This window comes from Sphingomonas sp. M1A8_2b (assembly GCF_053345535.1).
The window spans coordinates 1242259-1258249 of record NZ_JBKFAH010000001.1 but is presented as its reverse complement, the minus strand read 5'-3'; the positions used below and the strand labels follow the sequence as shown (position 1 = coordinate 1258249).

The following is a 15991-nucleotide window of genomic DNA, read 5'->3' as shown; positions in this document are numbered from 1 at the left end:
CTACTTAACGCTCGTGCTCGTCCTGCGGCGTCTCGACGCCGAGGTCGTCGTCGCCGCCGAGATCGACTTCGTCGTCCGCCGATGGCTCTTCGTCCTCGCCGGTGATCGAGGCGATGTCCTCTTCCTCGTCACCCTCGAGATCCGCGTCGGGCTTCTTGGTGTCGGGCTTGGCGACCTCGAACGGCAGCGGCTGCTTCGACTTCAGGATGGGCTCGGGCTCCCACGCATACCCGCATTCGATGCAGGTCACGGGGTCGGCTTTTTCGAGGTCGTAGAAACGCGTCGCGCATTTCGGGCACGAACGCTTCGTGCCCCATTCCGGCTTGATCATGCCGATAGAACCTTTCGGATGAATGGATTGCGGGGGGATACCCTCGCAAAGTGGGCGCGCCTTGCCATAGCGCAAGGCCACTGTCAAAAGCCCGGCCCCATGGCACACCCCCTCCCCCTGCCGCTCGACGTCGTCGCGCGCGGTCCTTTGACCGGTTCGATCGCGGTCCCCGGCGACAAGTCGATCAGCCACCGCGCGCTGATGTTCGCGAGCCTCGCGGCCGGCACCAGCCGGATCGAGGGGCTGCTCGAGGGCGAGGACGTGCTCGCCACCGCCGCCGCGATGCGCGCGATGGGTGCGACGATCGAGCGGGGCGAAGATGGTATATGGACCGTGGACGGCGTCGGGGTCGGCGGATTGCTCCAGCCCGAAACCGCGCTGGAGATGGGCAATTCGGGGACGTCGACGCGGTTGCTGATGGGGCTGGTGTCGAGCCATCCGATCACCTGCACCTTTACCGGCGACGCGTCGCTGTCGGGTAGGCCGATGGGGCGCGTGATCGAGCCGCTGTCGCAGATGGGGGCGGACATTACGTCCTCTCCTGGCGGGCGGCTGCCGTTGATGGTGCGCGGGATGTGTCCGGCGGTGCCGATCGAATATACGCTGCCGGTCGCATCGGCGCAGGTGAAGTCGGCGATTTTGCTGGCGGGGCTCAACACGCCGGGGATCACGCGGGTCATCGAGCCGGTCGCGACGCGCGATCATAGCGAGCGGATGCTGACGGGGTTCGGCGCGAAGCTGACCGTCGAGGAGACGAACCAGGGCCGCATCATTTCGATCACTGGCGAAGCGGACCTCAAGCCACAGGATATCGTCGTGCCGGGCGATCCGTCGTCGTCGGCGTTCTGGCTGGTGGCGGCGTCGATCGTGCCGGGCTCGGATATCGTCGTGCGCAATGTCGGGCTGAACCCGACGCGGATCGGGATCGTCACGGCTTTGCGGATGATGGGCGCGGATATTACCGAACTCGACCCGCGCACCGTCGGCGGCGAGCCGGTCGCGGACCTGAGGGTACGGCATGCGCCGCTGACCGCGATCGAAGTGCCGGCCGATCTCGCGCCGAGCATGATCGACGAATATCCGGTGCTGTTCGTCGCCGCCGCCTTCGCGACCGGCACGACCGTCGCGCGCGGCGCTCACGAACTGCGCGTCAAGGAATCGGACCGGATCACGACGATGCGGATCGCGCTCGAAGCCTGCGGCGTGGCTTGCGAAGAGTATGAGGACGGCATGGCGATCACCGGCTCGGGTGGCGCGGCGATTCGCGGTGGCGCTCGGGTGGCCTCGAAACTCGACCACCGCATCGCAATGAGCATGGTCGTGGCTGGACTTGGCGCGCTTGAGCCCGTCACGATCGATGATGTATTGCCGGTGGCGACGAGCTATCCCGTGTTCTTCCGGTCGCTCGATGCGCTGACCGGCCGGGGGAATTAAGATGATCATCGCAGTCGACGGTCCGGCGGCATCGGGCAAGGGCACGATCGCGCGCGCCTTGGCCAAGCATTACAAGCTGCCGTATCTCGATACGGGGCTGTTGTACCGGGCCGTGGCATTGAGCGTGGCGCGGATGGGGCTCGATCCGGAGACCGAGGCCGACGCGGTCGCGGCGTGCGATTTCAGCGATGCGCTGTTGAGCGATCCGGCGTTGCGTGACGACGATATCGGTGCGCTGGCGTCTGTGGTGTCGGCCCATCCGCTGGTGCGCGCGGCGTTGCTGCACCGGCAGAAGCGGTTCGCGGCGCAGGAGGGTGGCGCGATCCTCGATGGACGCGATATCGGCACGGTGATCGCGCCGGATGCGGATGCCAAGCTTTTCGTGAAGGCTACGCCGAATATCCGGGCGCAGCGTCGACATGCGGAGTTGCAGGCTCGGGGCGGGACTGCGAGCAAGGATCGTGTGCTGGCGGATATTCGCGCGCGGGATGCTCGGGATAGTGGACGGTCTACGGCGCCGTTGGTGATGGCGGCGGATGCCGCGTTGCTGGATACGAGTTTTTTGTCGATCGAGGCTTCGGTGCAAAGAGCGGTTGCGTTAGTCGAGGCGCAGCGGGCGAAGAGGGCGGCTTCGGTTTAGAGCACATCTCCTACTCTACCACCCCGGCGAAGGCCGGGGCCCAATTGGAACGTCCGTAGTAACGAAGGGCGATCCTCAGCTAGCAACGTCCCCCAATTGGGCCCCGGCCTTCGCCGGGGTGGTTGCTCTCTTAGGTGACGGAAAGGGCACCCTACATCTCACTCCCCTCACTGGAAGGTGAGGGTTTGTGCGGTGGGTCGGCCAGCTTGTGTCACCCCAGATAGCCTATGCGGAAACCGACCCATCCCCTGCCCCTCCCTTCCAGCGAGGGGAGATCAGCAAGTCCTAAAGCGCAGTAACCAACGCCACCGCCCCGAACACCACCCCCGGAAAGTTCGCCACAACGATCGGCCAGTCCCGCTTGTCCTTCAGAAACCCATACCCCACCCACAACGCGCAGTTCACCATCGTCGCGAAAGGCTGGACCACCGATCCCTTCTGACCCGCAAGGTTCAGCATGATCTGGTCGATGTACGACAGGTACATCACGATCGCCGTCACGGTGGCGACCCAGCCCAGCACGAGAATGCCGCGTTCGTTCAAATCTTCGCTCCTGTTGTGAGCGGCCCCTAACGAAGCAGCGGCGAACTTGCTCCGAGACCCGGTTTCGGCTATACGGAACCGTCCGGCGAGCGATGCTCGTGGAGGAAGGCGCGGAGACCCTCGAGTCTCACGCGCCGTTTTCGCATTCAGCGTCTACGTCCTCCGCGCTTCGTGCCGTCCGGATGCTGCGCCGGCGTTCGGTCGTCGCGGCAACGAAGGCCAAGACCAGCGGACCCAACCGCTTGGCCGGAAACAGACTAGGATTACTGAATTCTATGGCAACCCAGGTAATGCCGACCCGCGACGATTTCGCGGCGATGCTGAACGAAACGCTCGGCGACGCCGACAGCTTCGAGGGCCGCGTGGTGCATGGCACCGTGACCGGCATCGAGAACGACATGGCCGTCATCGACGTCGGTCTGAAGTCGGAAGGCCGCGTGCCGCTTCGCGAATTCGCAGCGCCGGGCCAGAAGGCTGACCTCAAGGTCGGCGACGAAGTCGAAGTCTATGTCGACCGCGTCGAGAACGTCCACGGCGAAGCGATGCTCAGCCGCGATCGCGCACGCCGCGAAGCCGCATGGGACAAGCTGGAAACCGAATTCTCCAAGACGACCCGCGTCGAAGGCGTGATCTTCGGCCGCGTGAAGGGTGGCTTCACCGTCGACCTGAACGGCGCCGTCGCCTTCCTGCCCGGCTCGCAGGTCGATATCCGCCCCGTGCGCGATGTCACCCCGCTGATGGACATCCCGCAGCCGTTCCAGATCCTGAAGATGGACCGCAAGCGCGGCAACATCGTCGTGTCGCGTCGCGCCGTTCTCGAAGAGACGCGCGCAGAGCAGCGTTCGGGCCTGATCCTCAGCCTGGCCGAGGGCCAGATCATCGACGGCGTCGTCAAGAACATCACCGATTACGGTGCGTTCGTTGATCTCGGCGGCATCGATGGCCTGCTGCACGTCACCGATCTCAGCTACAAGCGCGTCGGTCACCCGAGCGAAGTCCTGAACATCGGCGACACCGTCAAGGTGCAGATCATCCGCATCAACAAGGACACCCAGCGCATCAGCCTCGGCATGAAGCAGCTGGAGAGCGATCCCTGGGATGGCGCGATGGTCAAGTACCCGGTCGGCGCGAAGCTCACCGGCCGCGTCACGAACATCACCGAATATGGTGCGTTCGTCGAGCTGGAAGCGGGCATCGAAGGCCTCGTCCACGTGTCGGAAATGTCCTGGACCAAGAAGAACGTCCACCCGGGCAAGATCGTGTCGACCTCGCAGGAAGTCGACGTCATGGTCCTCGAAGTCGATTCCGAGAAGCGTCGCATCTCGCTCGGCCTCAAGCAGGCTCAGGCCAATCCTTGGGAGGCATTCGCTGCCGCTCATCCGATCGGTTCGACCGTCGAAGGCGAAGTCAAGAACGCGACCGAATTCGGTCTGTTCATCGGCCTCGACAACGACGTCGACGGCATGGTCCACATGTCCGACATCGCATGGGGTGTTTCGGGCGAGGACGCGCTCAACCTGCATCGCAAGGGTGAGACCGTCGAGGCCGTCGTGCTCGACATCGACGCCGAGAAGGAGCGTATCTCGCTCGGCATGAAGCAGCTCGAGCGCGGCGGGCCATCGGCCGGCGGCATCGCAGCAGCAGGCGACAAGCTGAACAAGAACGCGATCGTCACCGTGACCGTTCTCGAAGTCCGCGACGCGGGCCTCGAAGTGCAGCAGGGCGACGATGGCGCGACCGGCTTCATCAAGCGCACGGATCTGGGTCGCGATCGCGACGAGCAGCGTCCGGAGCGTTTCCAGGTCGGCCAGAAGTTCGACGCGATGGTCACCGGCTTCGATCGTTCGAAGAAGCCGACCTTCTCGATCAAGGCCATGCAGATCTCGGAAGAGAAGCAGGCCGTTGCGCAGTATGGTTCGTCGGACTCCGGCGCGACTCTGGGCAACATCCTGGGCGAGGCTCTCAAGGCCCGCACGGACGCCGAGAAGAAGTAAGCTCAACGGCTTATCGATAAATTGGCCCGGCATGTCCCGTACATGCCGGGCTTTTTTGTGCCTGGTGTACTTTGGTTTTTGATTACGCCCAAATTAGTGCTAACGCTTCGCAAGTTGACTTACATCAATAAGCGTCATTGCCAGATGAGCGGGAAAACGAATGATTCGATCTGAACTGGTCCTCAAGATCGCCGAGGCGCATCCGGACCTGCAACCGAACGAAGTCGAGCTGATCGTCAGCACGTTTTTCGATGAAATCTCTAAGCGGCTGGCCGATGATGGTCGGGTCGAGCTGCGCGGGTTCGGGGCCTTTTCGACGCGCGCGCGCGATGCCCGTACCGGTCGCAACCCGCGCACCGGCGAGGTCGTGGCAGTCGATGCCAAGCGCGTGCCGTATTTCAAGCCTGGCAAGGAAATGCGCGCTCGCCTCAACGTGTGAGGTCTTGGCGGCGCGGTTCAGTCGCCGTAAGACGAGCTCGGATGCGGGCGTGGCGGAATGGTAGACGCACCGGACTTAGACATGCTTGAGTGCCCGCGGGGAAACCCACGGCGTAGAACTGCTCAAATTCGGGGAAGCCTGTGAAATGGGAATCCCGAGCCAAGCCCGCGAGCGTTTCGTGGGAAGGTGTAGAGACTAGACGGGCAGCACCTGCACTCCGGTTTCGCCGGAGCATGGTGAAGGGATAGTCCAGACCACAAACGTCCTCGGGCGGCGGTGAAAACCGTAGCTGGTACGAAAATCCGTTGGGCCTAGGCCCGTGGGGGTTCGAGTCCCCCCGCCCGCACCATCCTGACCAATGTCTGCCCGTCGGTCGAAGCCAGCGACGCCACTGCGGCGATGCGGTTTACCCGGCAGCCGCACGCATCACTCTGCGCCCGACGATCCTTTTGCGGCGTGCATAAGGTCGACCAGCTGTTTGTTGATCGATGCGCCGTGCAGGTGAAGATGCACCGCATCGTAGCCCTCGCGGCGCAAGCGCTGTCGCAGGTCGTTGACCGAGCTGCAGGCGCCGGATCGTGCCAGTTCGAATGCTCGCTCCACGGTGGTGATCTGTTCCGTCATGCTACCGCCCTAGGCGTTCTGGCGCCCCTTCGCGAGCGCTCATTCCGAGCCCGCCCAAACGGATCGGAAATGGATGCAACCGGGCTGGGTTAACCTCGTCGAAACCACACGCCGGGGAGAGAGAGCGCCGTTGGATCGGCCAGGGGGCTGGTTCACAGGGGACCTATCGAATGTACAAGTACCTGCTTATCGCGGCACTCGCCGCCGCACCGGCCGCGCCGGCTATCGCCCAGTCCGACATGGGGCCGAATGGCGCCAGCGACGCTGCGACCTCTTATGGCCAGGCCGACGGCGTCAGCGGCCTGCGCATCGAGCCGCGGATCGGCTACGACCGCGTCATCACCGAACTGAACGTCGAAGCCGGCGAAGACTCGGCCCGCCTGAGCGAAGGCAAGAGCGGCGTCACCTATGGCGGTGAGGTCGGCTACGATATGGTCGTCAACGGCGGCACCATGCTCGGCGTGTATGGCGGTATCGAGGGGTCGAGCGCCAAGCAGTGCTTCGACGGCGGCGACGGCGTCGACACCTGCCTGAAGCCCGGCCGCAACCTGACGGCCGGTGTGCGCGGTGGCTTTCTGATCAACCCGACGACGGTAGCCTACATAAAGGGCGGCTATTCGAACGGCCAGATCCGCCTCAACTACACCGACCCGACCTTCCCTGAGGACAATTTCCGCCTTTCGGACAACCTGAGCGGCTTCCACGTCGGTGCAGGCGTCCAGGCCGGGTTCGGGCACAATTTCTACGGCAAGTTCGAATACGTCTATACCGACTACAACGGCTACGAAGTCGTCGATGGGTCGGACAAGGCGAGCCTCGATTTCAGCCGTCACCAGGTCGTTGCCGGGATCGGCTTCCGTTTCTAATATCGTTCTTGCTATGTTCCAGGGCGGTGTCTAGTTTCAGCGAATGAAACAGGCCCGCCCGGTTCGTGGTGCTACCCGCAATGACGAAAGTCGGCGGTTCAATTTGCCGCAGACCGAGGCGGATGGCGACTGGCTCGACATGCGCGAGGGGATCGACGGGATCGCCCCGCGGCTGAAGACGACCGTGACAGTCGAAACGCCGCGCACGATCATCAGCCGCAACGCGTCGCCTGACGTACCGTTCGACCGCTCGATCAATCCGTATCGGGGCTGCGAGCATGGTTGCATCTATTGTTTCGCGCGGCCGAGCCACGCGTTCCACGACCTGTCACCGGGGCTCGATTTCGACAGCAAGCTGTTCGTCAAGCCTTCCGCGGCCGCGCTGTTGCGGGTGGAGTTGGGGAAACGCGGCTATGTGTGCGCGCCGATGGCGCTGGGGACGAACACCGATCCCTATCAACCGATCGAGAGTGACTGGCGGATCACGCGCGGTATCATCGAGGTGCTGGCGGAAACCGATCATCCACTGACGATCACGACCAAATCCGACCGCGTCGTACGCGATCTCGATCTGCTGGCACCGATGGCGGCGAAGGGACTGGCGGCGGTGGCGATGTCGATCACGTCGCTTGATCCCAAGGTGGCGTCGACCATCGAACCGCGCGCGCCCCATCCCGAGCGACGGCTGGCGGCGGTGCGCAAACTGGCCGATGCAGGCGTGCCGGTGTACGTGTCGATCGCACCGGTCATTCCCGCGATCACCGATCACGAGATCGAACATCTGATCGCACACGCTGCCGAGGCAGGCGCAAGCCGTGCGTTCTTCATCCCGGTGCGGTTACCGCACGAGGTGGCACCACTGTTCCGGGCGTGGCTCGACGAACATTTCCCAGACCGCGCGGGGAAAGTGATGGCAACGATCGCGTCGCTACGCGGGGGCAAGGACAATGATCCGAACTTCTTCACGCGGATGCGAGGCCAAGGGCCATGGGCGGAATTGCTGGGAACGCGGTTCCGGATCGCGTGCGCGAAGCACGGGCTGAACCAGGAGCGGATCGCACTCCGCAACGACCTGTTCCGGGCGCCGCCGGGGCCGCAGGGGGAGTTGTTTTGACGAGCCGGAGATCGGTGCGCGAGGGCGCGGTGGCTGGGTTTCAGCGCGTGCCGTCTGATCTGTTCTCGTCATGGCGGACCCCTTCGGCTACGGTCCGGCGGGCTTTGGTCGACATCCAGGTGCCGTAGAGACGAAAAAGTCTGGTTTGCGGAACGGTGGCACTCGAAATTTATCGGCACTATCGCGATCGGACCTGCACGCGGTCCAACGCGGTAGTTACGCTCCTCCTCCTTGTTCTCCCGCGAAGGCGGGAGCCCAGTCTGGATCCCCGCCTTCGCGGGGAAACACGGGGCACCGGCCGGAGAGCGATCATCGCTGTAGCACGCTCGCAATGGTGAATGGTCGAATGTCGATCTGTCCCAGCTGCCACAAGAACGCAGCGCGTGCGACGATCCTCCTGCAGGCCAGACAGCAGATCAATCGCGAAACGGTGAGTGGGCTAATGCGGAGGGGGTCGAACTCCGCGCACGTGCAGTCGCCACTTTCTCGACCGATCGGCTAGTGGCACCGCCGCTCAACCGACCGAGGCTGAGCGCGTCTTCCTTATGAAGGATCGTCGGGTTGCCAGAGTTCGATCGGGTTGCCTTCCGGATCATGGATGCGGGCGAAGCGGCCGAAGCCGGGCATGTCCCACTCGGGATCGGTGATCACCGCGATACCCGCCGCGTGGAGCGTCGCAATCAGGCCGTCGAGGTCGTTGACGCGCAGGTTGAGCATCCAAAGGCGATCCGTGGGGAAATAGTCGGCGTCGACCGCGAACGGCGCAAAGACGCTTGGCCCTGCCTGCGTCTCCCATGACCCGTACGGCACCGAGCCAACGCCGAGATGCTCGACATACCAGGCGCGGATCGCCTCCGGGTCCTTTGCCCGGAAGAAGAACCCGCCGATCCCCGTCACGCCCATGCCTGCCCCCCAAAGGTCGCACCGCCCAAAGCCGATGCGACGATACCAGACGGGGAACCGCGACGCAGCCGACAGACCGGTCCGTTTCGGTTGCTCCGTGGCGCTGGGTATCCGGGCCGGTCCGGCACCCAGCCCCTGACTCGGGGCGAACCTTGGGCCTGACGCCGACCGCCGCGGATCGGCGCGCCTAGTACGCGCGGCCGATCAGGATGCGTTCGACCGCGGGTTCGCCGGTGAAGATGCACGCGCCGTCGTCGCAGCCGGTCTGGCCCATCGGCGCGTTGCGGATCGTGAGTTTGAGCGCCTTCAACCGCTCGACGACCTTGTCGAGCGCAGGCCCGGTCGGCTTCGACCAGCGGACGTCGACCCAGCCGGGGTTCTTCATGCCGTCGGCGAAATGCGCTTCGACCGCGGCAAAGTCGTCGGCGGGGACGATGTTGCCCTTTACGCGGTTCATCGATTCGACGTGGAGCGTCGCCTGCACTTCCGCCAGCATCCCCGAAACCTCCCCGACGAACGTGTCGCGCGCGACGGCATTGCTGTTCAGCTTGCCGTCCTCGCGGTAGAGGCGGTCGCGGCGGATCACGGTGACGTTGCCGCCGGCCATGTCGCGGCCGCCGACCTCGATCACGATCGGCGCGCCTTTCTTGACCCAGCTCCAGCGCTTGGTCGCGGCCTTGGCGGGCTTGAGGTCGAGCAGTGCGCGGACCGGTTCGCCGAGCGCCGACTGCTTGGCGAGCTCGGCCTGGAGCGACTTGCAATAGTCGACGATCGCCGCGTCCTTGGGGACGTCGCGCAACATCGGGACGATCACGATCTGCCACGGCGCGATCAGCGGTGGCACTCGCAGGCCGTCGTCGTCGCCGTGGACCATGATGACCGCGCCGATCATCCGCGTCGACACGCCCCAGCTGGTCGTGTTGCACAGCTCGAACTCGCCGCCCGCATTCTGGAAGCGGATGTTCTGCGCCGACGCGAAGTTGGTGCCGAGGAAGTGCGAGGTGCCGGCTTGCAGCGCCTTGCCGTCCTGCATCATCGCCTCGATCGAATAGGTCGCGACGGCGCCGGGGAAGCGCTCGTTCTCGGGCTTTTCGCCGGCGATGACGTGGATACCGAGGCATTCCTCCGCGAAATCGCGATAGACTTCGAGCATCTTGAGCGTCTCGTCGCGCGCTTCGTCGGCGGTGGCGTGCGCGGTGTGGCCTTCCTGCCAGAGGAACTCGCTGGTGCGCAGGAACATGCGGGTGCGCATTTCCCAGCGGACGACGTTGGCCCATTGGTTGATCAGCACCGGCAGGTCGCGCCACGACTGGACCCAGCGCGCGAACGCGGCGCCGATGACCATCTCGGAGGTCGGGCGCACGACCAGCGGCTCCTCCAGCTTGGCGTCGGGGTCGGGGATCAGGCGGCCATAGCCATCAGCCTTGAGGCGGTGGTGGGTGACGACGGCCATTTCCTTGGCGAACCCGTCGACGTGCTCGGCCTCCTTCTCGAAGTAGGAGAGCGGGATGAAGAGCGGGAAATAGCAGTTCTCGTGGCCGGTCGCCTTGATCCGGTCGTCGAGCAGGCGCTGGATGCGCTCCCAGATGCCGTAGCCCCAGGGGCGGATGACCATGCAGCCGCGGACGCCGGATTCCTCGGCGAGATCGGCCTCGGAGATGACGGCCTGGTACCAGGCGGAGAAATCCGCCTCGCGGGTGACGGGGAGTGCGCGCTTTATCATGGGGTGCGGATAGCGGGTGCGCGGGGGTTCGTCACGTGTGAGTTGCGGGGTGGCGATGCGGCGGTGGTTTGCGTAGGGGGCGCGCATGCCAACCGACCGCATCCTTCCCGCCATCGGCATGCGGTTGCTGTCGGTCGTGATCTTCGCGCTGATGAACACCGCGATCAAGCTTGCCGAGCGACACGGCGCCAGCGTGCCGGAGATCCTGTTCTTTCGACAGTTCGGGGCGTGCCTCTTGGTGTCGGCGGTGATCGTTGCGGGGCCGGGTTTGCCGTCGATCGCTACAAAGCGGCTGCCCGCGCACATCGTCCGCGCGATCGTGGGGCTGTCGGCGATGGCATTTACCTTTAACGGGATCGTCGCGTTGCCGCTCGCGGAGGCGACGACGATCGGGTTCACGGTGCCGGTGTTCGCGACGATCCTGGGCGCGCTGGTGTTGCGCGAGCCGACCGGGTGGCATCGCTGGGCAGCGGTGGCGACCGGGTTCGCGGGGGTGTTGATCGTCGCGCAACCGGGTGGGGATCATTTCCCGTTATGGGGTGCGGGGTGTGCGCTGGCCGGGGCGTTCGGGACGGCGAGCGTGTCGATCCTGTTGCGGCAGATCGGCAAGACCGAGAGCGCGCTGACGACGGTGTTCTGGTTCTCGGCGCTGTCGTTGATCCCATTGTCCGTGTTCTATGGGCGGGCGGCGCAGTCGCATGATCTGGTCGCGTGGGTGTGTCTGGCGAGCGTCGGGACCTTCGGCGGGCTGGCGCAGATCGCGATGACGACGTCGTTGCGCCTCGGGCCGGTGTCGGTGGTGGTGCCGATGGATTACTCGAGCTTGCTTTGGGTGACGCTGCTGGGGTGGCTGGTGTTCGACACGCTGCCGGCGGAGGCGACCTGGGTCGGGGCGCCGATCATCGTCGCGAGCGGGTTGTATATCGTGTGGCGCGAGCATGTGCGGCGGCGGGAAGAGACCGAGCAGGCGATCGCTTGACGGCGGCGCTCTCGATCCTCCCCCGCTAGGGGGAGGTGTCGCCGAAGGTGACGGAGGGGGAGGAACACACAACCGACGTTGCCCTTTCCTCCCCCTCCGTCTGGCAAGGGCCAGCCACCTCCCCCTGGCGGGGGAGGATCGTACGGTAGCGGCGGGTTAGCGGACGCGCGCCGTTTCGAGCATCCGCTTGGCGCGGAGGTACATTTCGATGCGTTGGGTGGTGAACAGGCCTAGCGCGAGCGCGACGAGCATGTCGGTGATCGCGAAGGCGTTCAGGTGAAGCGCGTGGCCGTCGCCGAGCACCGCGCGAGCGCCGGTGCGGACCGCGACGATCGCGACGAGGAAGAGAACGGCCGCCGGCGACGACGTCGTGTTGAGCGCGTGGGTGTCAGGGTCGATCGTGATCCGCATCATCTTGCCGCGCTGCCAGCCGAGTGCTGCGCCCATCATGAGCGCGAGCGCGCAGAACAACCAGGCGAGGCCTTGCGGCGGGTACATCGTGAACATGTAGAGCGCCGCGACGGCGTAGAGTGCGGGGAAGACCCAGAGGCGTTCGAGCTTGAGCGGTTTCACCACGCTCATGCGGCGCCAGCGGACCGCGAAGACGATGCCGATGATGACGGCCGTAATCGCGTAGCTGATCCAGCCTTGTGCTTCGTGCGCCTGCATTGCTCACCCCTGCCCCACAACCCCAATCGGTGTAGTATGACAGCAATACAGCCAGGGTAAAGAGGCGGCGCCATATTTGAAATGCCACCCCGGCGGAGGCCGGGGCCCAATTGGACAGGTGGCAATAACGACATGCCGCCATCCGTTAGCAGCGTCGCCCAATTGGACCCCGGCCTTCGCCGGGGCGGTATTCTTTTTCAGGTGTGAGTTTCACACCACATCCGTTCCCCTACTCCGCCGCCTGCGCCAGTGGGGCCGGGTCCTTCCAGACCAGTACCGGCTTCCGCGCCGCGAGCGTCTCGTCGAGGCGCGCGCGGGGGGCGAAGTGGGGCGCGGTCTTGAGGCTCTGGTCGCCGGCTTTCGCGCGTTCGGCGACCGAGCGGAGCGCGGCGATGAACTGGTCGAGCGCCGCCTTCGACTCGGTCTCGGTCGGTTCGACCAGCATCGCGCCGTGGACGACGAGCGGGAAATACATCGTCATCGGGTGGAAGCCCTCGTCGATCAGGCCCTTCGCGATGTCGATCGTCGAGAAACCGGCGGCGAGGCCCGAGTCCGAGAACAGCGCCTCATGCATGCACGGACCCGAGGGGCCGAACGGTGCGTCGAGCGTGTCGTCGAGGCTGCGCAGGATGTAGTTCGCGTTGAGCACCGCATCCTCGGACACCTGGCGCAGGCCGTCCGCGCCGTGACTGAGGATGTAGGTCAGTGCGCGCGTGAACATGCCCATCTGGCCGTGGAACGCGACCATGCGGCCGAAGCTGCCTGCGTGGTGCTCATCGGCGTTTTCTTCTTCGATCAGGACGAACTGGTCGCCCTGCTTCTCGACGAACGGGAGCGGCGCGTACGGGGTTAACGCTGCCGAGAACACCACCGGACCCGAGCCCGGACCGCCGCCGCCGTGCGGCGTTGAGAAGGTCTTGTGCAAGTTGATATGCATCGCGTCGATGCCGAGATCGCCTGGCCGGACGCGGCCGACGATCGCGTTGAAGTTCGCGCCGTCGCAATAGACGAAGCCGCCCGCCGCGTGCACCGCGTCGGAGATCTCGCGCATGTCGCGCTCGAACAGTCCACACGTGTTGGGGTTGGTGATCATCACGCCGGCGACGTCGGGGCCGAGCCGGGCCTTCAGCGCGGCGGTGTCGACGCGACCTTCGGCGGTGGCGGGGATGTCCTCGACGCTATAGCCGGCGAACGCCGCGGTGGCGGGGTTGGTGCCGTGCGCGCTCTCGGGAACGAGGATGATCTTCCGCGCGCCTTCGCCCTTGGCTTCGAGGGCGGCGCGGATCGCGAGGATGCCGCAGAGTTCGCCGTGCGCGCCGGCCTTGGGGCTCATCGCGACCGAGGTCATGCCGGTGAGCGTGACGAGCCAGTGCGCGAGTTGGTGGATGACTTCCAATGCGCCCTGCACGGTGTCGACCGGCTGGAGCGGGTGGACGTCGGAGAAACCGGGGAGCCGCGCCATCTTCTCGTTGAGGCGCGGGTTGTGCTTCATCGTGCACGAACCGAGCGGGAAGAAGCCGAGGTCGATGCCGTAGTTTTGGCGCGAGAGGCGGGTGTAGTGGCGGACGGTTTCGGGTTCGGAGAGACCGGGGAGGCCGATCGGTGCGGTGCGCGACAGGTTGCCGAGGCGCGATAGCCCTCTCCCCTGCGGGGAGAGGGTTGGGTGAGGGGTCGTACCGGGCGCAGCATTGCTGGGCTGCCCCTCACCCCGGCCCTCTCCCCGTAGGGGAGAGGGAGCAGCGAAGTCTACGCCGGTGGTGTGGGTATCGCCGATCTCGAAGATCAGCGCTTCTTCCAGCATCAGCGCCTTGTTGCCGGTGACGCTGGCGGGGACGTTGCCCGTGTTCGCCTCGGGCGAGGTCGGGCGCCAGCCGCTCTGGTTGATGCTCATGCCAGTATCTCCTGCAAAGCGGACGCAAGCGTTTCGACGTCCTCCGCGGTGGTCGTTTCCGTCACGGCGACGACGAGGCCGTTCGCGAGATCGTCCTGGCCGGGGTACAAACGCCCGAGCGATACGCCGGCGAGGATGCCGCGATCGGCGAGCGTGCGGACGACGGGGCGGGCTTCGACGGGTAACTTCAGCGTGAACTCGTTGAAGAAGCTGTCGTTGACCAGTTCCACGCCGGGGATCTGCGACAAGCGTTCCGCCGCCGAGACTGCGCCTGCGTGGTTCACCTCGGCCAGTTGGCGCAGGCCGGCTTCACCGAGCAGCGTCATGTGGATCGAGAACGCCAGCGCGCAGAGCCCCGAGTTGGTGCAGATGTTCGACGTCGCCTTCTCGCGGCGGATGTGCTGCTCGCGGGTCGACAGCGTGAGGACGAAACCGCGGCGACCGTCCGCGTCGACAGTCTCGCCGCAAAGGCGACCGGGCATCTGGCGGACGTATTTGTCCTTGCAGCCGAACAGGCCCACGTAAGGCCCGCCGAACTGGAGGCCGACGCCGAGCGACTGGCCTTCGCCGACGACGATGTCCGCGTCCATCTCGCCGGGCGACGCGATCGCACCGAGCGCGACCGGCTCGGTGACGACCGCGATCAGCAGCGCCTTCTTCGCGTGGCACGCGTTTGCGAGCGGGCGCAGGTCGGCGATGCGGCCGAGGATGTCGGGGTATTGGACGACGACGCACGACGTATCGTCGTCGATCTTCGCGACCAGCTGGTCGAGGTCCATGTCGGCGGCCAGCTCGGGCGCGGCGGTGTCGAGCACGTCGCCGGTGAACTTGGCCATCGTCTTCGAGACCGAGACGTAATGCGGGTGGAGGCCCGACGACAGGATCGCCTTGCCCCGCTTGGTGATGCGACGCGCCATCACGATCGCTTCCCAGCACGCGGTCGAGCCGTCGTACATCGAGGCGTTGGCGACGTCGGTGCCGAGCAGCCGTGCGACCTGCGTCTGGAACTCGAACAGCATCTGCAGCGTGCCCTGCGCGATTTCGGGCTGGTACGGCGTGTAGGCGGTGAGAAACTCGCCGCGCTGGATCAGGTGATCGACCGACGCGGGAACGTGATGCTTGTACGCGCCGCAGCCGAGGAAGAACGGCGCTTCGCCGGCGGTGAGGTTCTTCTTGGCGAGCGCCGACATGTGGCGTTCGACCGCCATCTCGGACGCGTGCATCGGCAGGTCGCGGACCGGGCCGTCGAGGCGGGCGGCTTCGGGCACGTCGACGAAGAGGTCGTCGATGGTTGCGGCGCCGATGACGGCGAGCATGTCCGCACGGTCGGGCTGGGTCAGGGGAAGGTAGCGCATTCTAGTCTCCTCCCCTCCCGTTTACGGGAGGGGTCGGGGGAGGGAATGAGGCGGGGAACGACTGTATCAGCCCCTCCCCCGACCCCTCCCGCAGGCGGGAGGGGAGCAGCGACTTACAGTCCTTCGACGAAGGCTGCGTAGGCGGCTTCGTCCATCAGGCTGTCGAGTTCGCTCGGGTCGCTGAGCGTCAGCTTGAAGAACCAGCCGGCCGCTTCGGCGTCGGAGTTCACCAGGCTGGAATCGTCGGTGAGTGCAGCGTTGCCCTCGGTGACGGTGCCCGAGACGGGGGAGTACACGTCGGACGCGGCCTTGACCGACTCGACGACCGCGGCTTCGTCGCCCTTGCTCAGCGTCTTGCCGGCTTCGGGGACGTCGACGAACACGACGTCGCCGAGCTGGCTCTGCGCGTATTCGGAGATGCCGACGGTGCCGACGTCGCCATCGACATCGACCCATTCGTGATCCTGCGTGAAGTAACGGCTCATA

16 protein-coding genes are annotated in these 15991 nt (G+C 65.4%); 7 read left to right on the top strand and 9 right to left on the bottom strand.

Annotated elements, in window-relative coordinates; genetic code table 11:
- Window positions 1-4 precede the first annotated feature (4 nt).
- Window positions 5-331 (bottom strand): TIGR02300 family protein, encoded by a 327-nt coding sequence (locus ACLBWL_RS05820; RefSeq protein ID WP_031395784.1) that lies wholly within the window; start codon window positions 329-331, stop codon window positions 5-7.
- A gap of 99 nt (window positions 332-430) precedes the next feature.
- Here ACLBWL_RS05820 and aroA point away from each other — a divergent pair, with 99 nt between their 5' ends.
- Both aroA and cmk read left to right on the top strand, forming a co-directional pair.
- The gene (aroA, locus tag ACLBWL_RS05815) at window positions 431-1765 is read left to right on the top strand and encodes a 3-phosphoshikimate 1-carboxyvinyltransferase (protein ID WP_447791045.1); all 1335 of its coding nucleotides are present in this window, start codon (window positions 431-433) and stop codon (window positions 1763-1765) included.
- Between the two features lies 1 nt (window position 1766).
- Window positions 1767-2405, top strand: coding sequence for a (d)CMP kinase (cmk, locus tag ACLBWL_RS05810; RefSeq protein ID WP_332755246.1), 639 nt, complete (start codon window positions 1767-1769; stop codon window positions 2403-2405).
- A gap of 285 nt (window positions 2406-2690) precedes the next feature.
- Here the strand turns inward: cmk and ACLBWL_RS05805 are convergent, their stop codons facing one another.
- On the bottom strand, window positions 2691-2948 hold the full coding sequence (locus ACLBWL_RS05805; protein ID WP_056486791.1) for a SemiSWEET family transporter: 258 nt from the start codon (window positions 2946-2948) through the stop codon (window positions 2691-2693).
- 275 nt (window positions 2949-3223) lie between these two features.
- Between ACLBWL_RS05805 and rpsA the strand changes: the two genes are divergently transcribed.
- Complete coding sequence (gene rpsA, locus ACLBWL_RS05800) at window positions 3224-4942, top strand: 30S ribosomal protein S1 (RefSeq protein ID WP_056060414.1); 1719 nt, start codon at window positions 3224-3226, stop codon at window positions 4940-4942.
- Window positions 4943-5102: 160 nt separating this feature from the next.
- Window positions 5103-5381 (top strand): integration host factor subunit beta, encoded by a 279-nt coding sequence (gene ihfB / locus ACLBWL_RS05795; RefSeq protein WP_447791042.1) that lies wholly within the window; start codon window positions 5103-5105, stop codon window positions 5379-5381.
- A gap of 426 nt (window positions 5382-5807) precedes the next feature.
- Here the strand turns inward: ihfB and ACLBWL_RS05790 are convergent, their stop codons facing one another.
- Window positions 5808-6005: a hypothetical protein gene (locus ACLBWL_RS05790; protein WP_082470946.1), complete on the bottom strand. Its 198-nt coding sequence runs from the start codon at window positions 6003-6005 to the stop codon at window positions 5808-5810.
- Between the two features lie 170 nt (window positions 6006-6175).
- Between ACLBWL_RS05790 and ACLBWL_RS05785 the strand changes: the two genes are divergently transcribed.
- Both ACLBWL_RS05785 and ACLBWL_RS05780 read left to right on the top strand, forming a co-directional pair.
- Entirely contained in the window at window positions 6176-6871 is a 696-nt protein-coding gene (locus ACLBWL_RS05785) for an outer membrane protein (RefSeq protein WP_447791040.1), read from the top strand.
- Window positions 6872-6914: 43 nt separating this feature from the next.
- The gene (locus tag ACLBWL_RS05780) at window positions 6915-7985 is read left to right on the top strand and encodes a PA0069 family radical SAM protein (protein WP_447791038.1); all 1071 of its coding nucleotides are present in this window, start codon (window positions 6915-6917) and stop codon (window positions 7983-7985) included.
- Window positions 7986-8528: 543 nt separating this feature from the next.
- Here ACLBWL_RS05780 and ACLBWL_RS05775 read toward each other — a convergent pair.
- Window positions 8529-8888 (bottom strand): VOC family protein, encoded by a 360-nt coding sequence (locus ACLBWL_RS05775; RefSeq protein WP_447791036.1) that lies wholly within the window; start codon window positions 8886-8888, stop codon window positions 8529-8531.
- 187 nt (window positions 8889-9075) lie between these two features.
- Window positions 9076-10611: an aminoacyl--tRNA ligase-related protein gene (locus ACLBWL_RS05770; RefSeq protein WP_447791035.1), complete on the bottom strand. Its 1536-nt coding sequence runs from the start codon at window positions 10609-10611 to the stop codon at window positions 9076-9078.
- Window positions 10612-10696: 85 nt separating this feature from the next.
- On the opposite strand from ACLBWL_RS05770, the gene ACLBWL_RS05765 reads away from it, so the two are divergent.
- Window positions 10697-11590 (top strand): DMT family transporter, encoded by an 894-nt coding sequence (locus ACLBWL_RS05765; protein WP_447791033.1) that lies wholly within the window; start codon window positions 10697-10699, stop codon window positions 11588-11590.
- Window positions 11591-11746: 156 nt separating this feature from the next.
- On the opposite strand, the gene ACLBWL_RS05760 is transcribed toward ACLBWL_RS05765, so the two are convergent.
- The 4 genes from ACLBWL_RS05760 to gcvH form a co-directional block, all read right to left on the bottom strand.
- Window positions 11747-12259, bottom strand: coding sequence for a CcdC protein domain-containing protein (locus tag ACLBWL_RS05760; protein ID WP_447791032.1), 513 nt, complete (start codon window positions 12257-12259; stop codon window positions 11747-11749).
- Window positions 12260-12488: 229 nt separating this feature from the next.
- Window positions 12489-14150 (bottom strand): aminomethyl-transferring glycine dehydrogenase subunit GcvPB, encoded by a 1662-nt coding sequence (gene gcvPB / locus ACLBWL_RS05755; protein ID WP_447791030.1) that lies wholly within the window; start codon window positions 14148-14150, stop codon window positions 12489-12491.
- A complete protein-coding gene (gcvPA, locus tag ACLBWL_RS05750) occupies window positions 14147-15505 on the bottom strand; it encodes an aminomethyl-transferring glycine dehydrogenase subunit GcvPA (RefSeq protein WP_447791028.1) in 1359 nt (452 codons plus the stop codon). The genes gcvPB and gcvPA overlap by 4 nt, the downstream gene beginning before the upstream one ends.
- 113 nt (window positions 15506-15618) lie before the next feature.
- A complete protein-coding gene (gene gcvH / locus ACLBWL_RS05745) occupies window positions 15619-15990 on the bottom strand; it encodes a glycine cleavage system protein GcvH (RefSeq protein WP_132735659.1) in 372 nt (123 codons plus the stop codon).
- Between the last annotated feature and the right edge of the window lies 1 nt (window position 15991).

Bases quoted from the DNA above. Each gene is read 5' to 3' on its own strand.
- ACLBWL_RS05820 (WP_031395784.1), bottom strand. From the start codon at position 331: ATGATCAAGCCGGAATGGGGCACGAAGCGTTCGTGCCCGAAATGCGCG.
- aroA (WP_447791045.1), top strand. From the start codon at position 431: ATGGCACACCCCCTCCCCCTGCCGCTCGACGTCGTCGCGCGCGGTCCT.
- cmk (WP_332755246.1), top strand. From the start codon at position 1,767: ATGATCATCGCAGTCGACGGTCCGGCGGCATCGGGCAAGGGCACGATC.
- rpsA (WP_056060414.1), top strand. From the start codon at position 3,224: ATGGCAACCCAGGTAATGCCGACCCGCGACGATTTCGCGGCGATGCTG.
- ihfB (WP_447791042.1), top strand. From the start codon at position 5,103: ATGATTCGATCTGAACTGGTCCTCAAGATCGCCGAGGCGCATCCGGAC.
- ACLBWL_RS05790 (WP_082470946.1), bottom strand. From the start codon at position 6,005: ATGACGGAACAGATCACCACCGTGGAGCGAGCATTCGAACTGGCACGA.
- ACLBWL_RS05785 (WP_447791040.1), top strand. From the start codon at position 6,176: ATGTACAAGTACCTGCTTATCGCGGCACTCGCCGCCGCACCGGCCGCG.
- ACLBWL_RS05780 (WP_447791038.1), top strand. From the start codon at position 6,915: ATGAAACAGGCCCGCCCGGTTCGTGGTGCTACCCGCAATGACGAAAGT.
- ACLBWL_RS05775 (WP_447791036.1), bottom strand. From the start codon at position 8,888: ATGGGCGTGACGGGGATCGGCGGGTTCTTCTTCCGGGCAAAGGACCCG.
- ACLBWL_RS05770 (WP_447791035.1), bottom strand. From the start codon at position 10,611: ATGATAAAGCGCGCACTCCCCGTCACCCGCGAGGCGGATTTCTCCGCC.
- ACLBWL_RS05765 (WP_447791033.1), top strand. From the start codon at position 10,697: ATGCCAACCGACCGCATCCTTCCCGCCATCGGCATGCGGTTGCTGTCG.
- ACLBWL_RS05760 (WP_447791032.1), bottom strand. From the start codon at position 12,259: ATGCAGGCGCACGAAGCACAAGGCTGGATCAGCTACGCGATTACGGCC.
- gcvPB (WP_447791030.1), bottom strand. From the start codon at position 14,150: ATGAGCATCAACCAGAGCGGCTGGCGCCCGACCTCGCCCGAGGCGAAC.
- gcvPA (WP_447791028.1), bottom strand. From the start codon at position 15,505: ATGCGCTACCTTCCCCTGACCCAGCCCGACCGTGCGGACATGCTCGCC.
- gcvH (WP_132735659.1), bottom strand. From the start codon at position 15,990: ATGAGCCGTTACTTCACGCAGGATCACGAATGGGTCGATGTCGATGGC.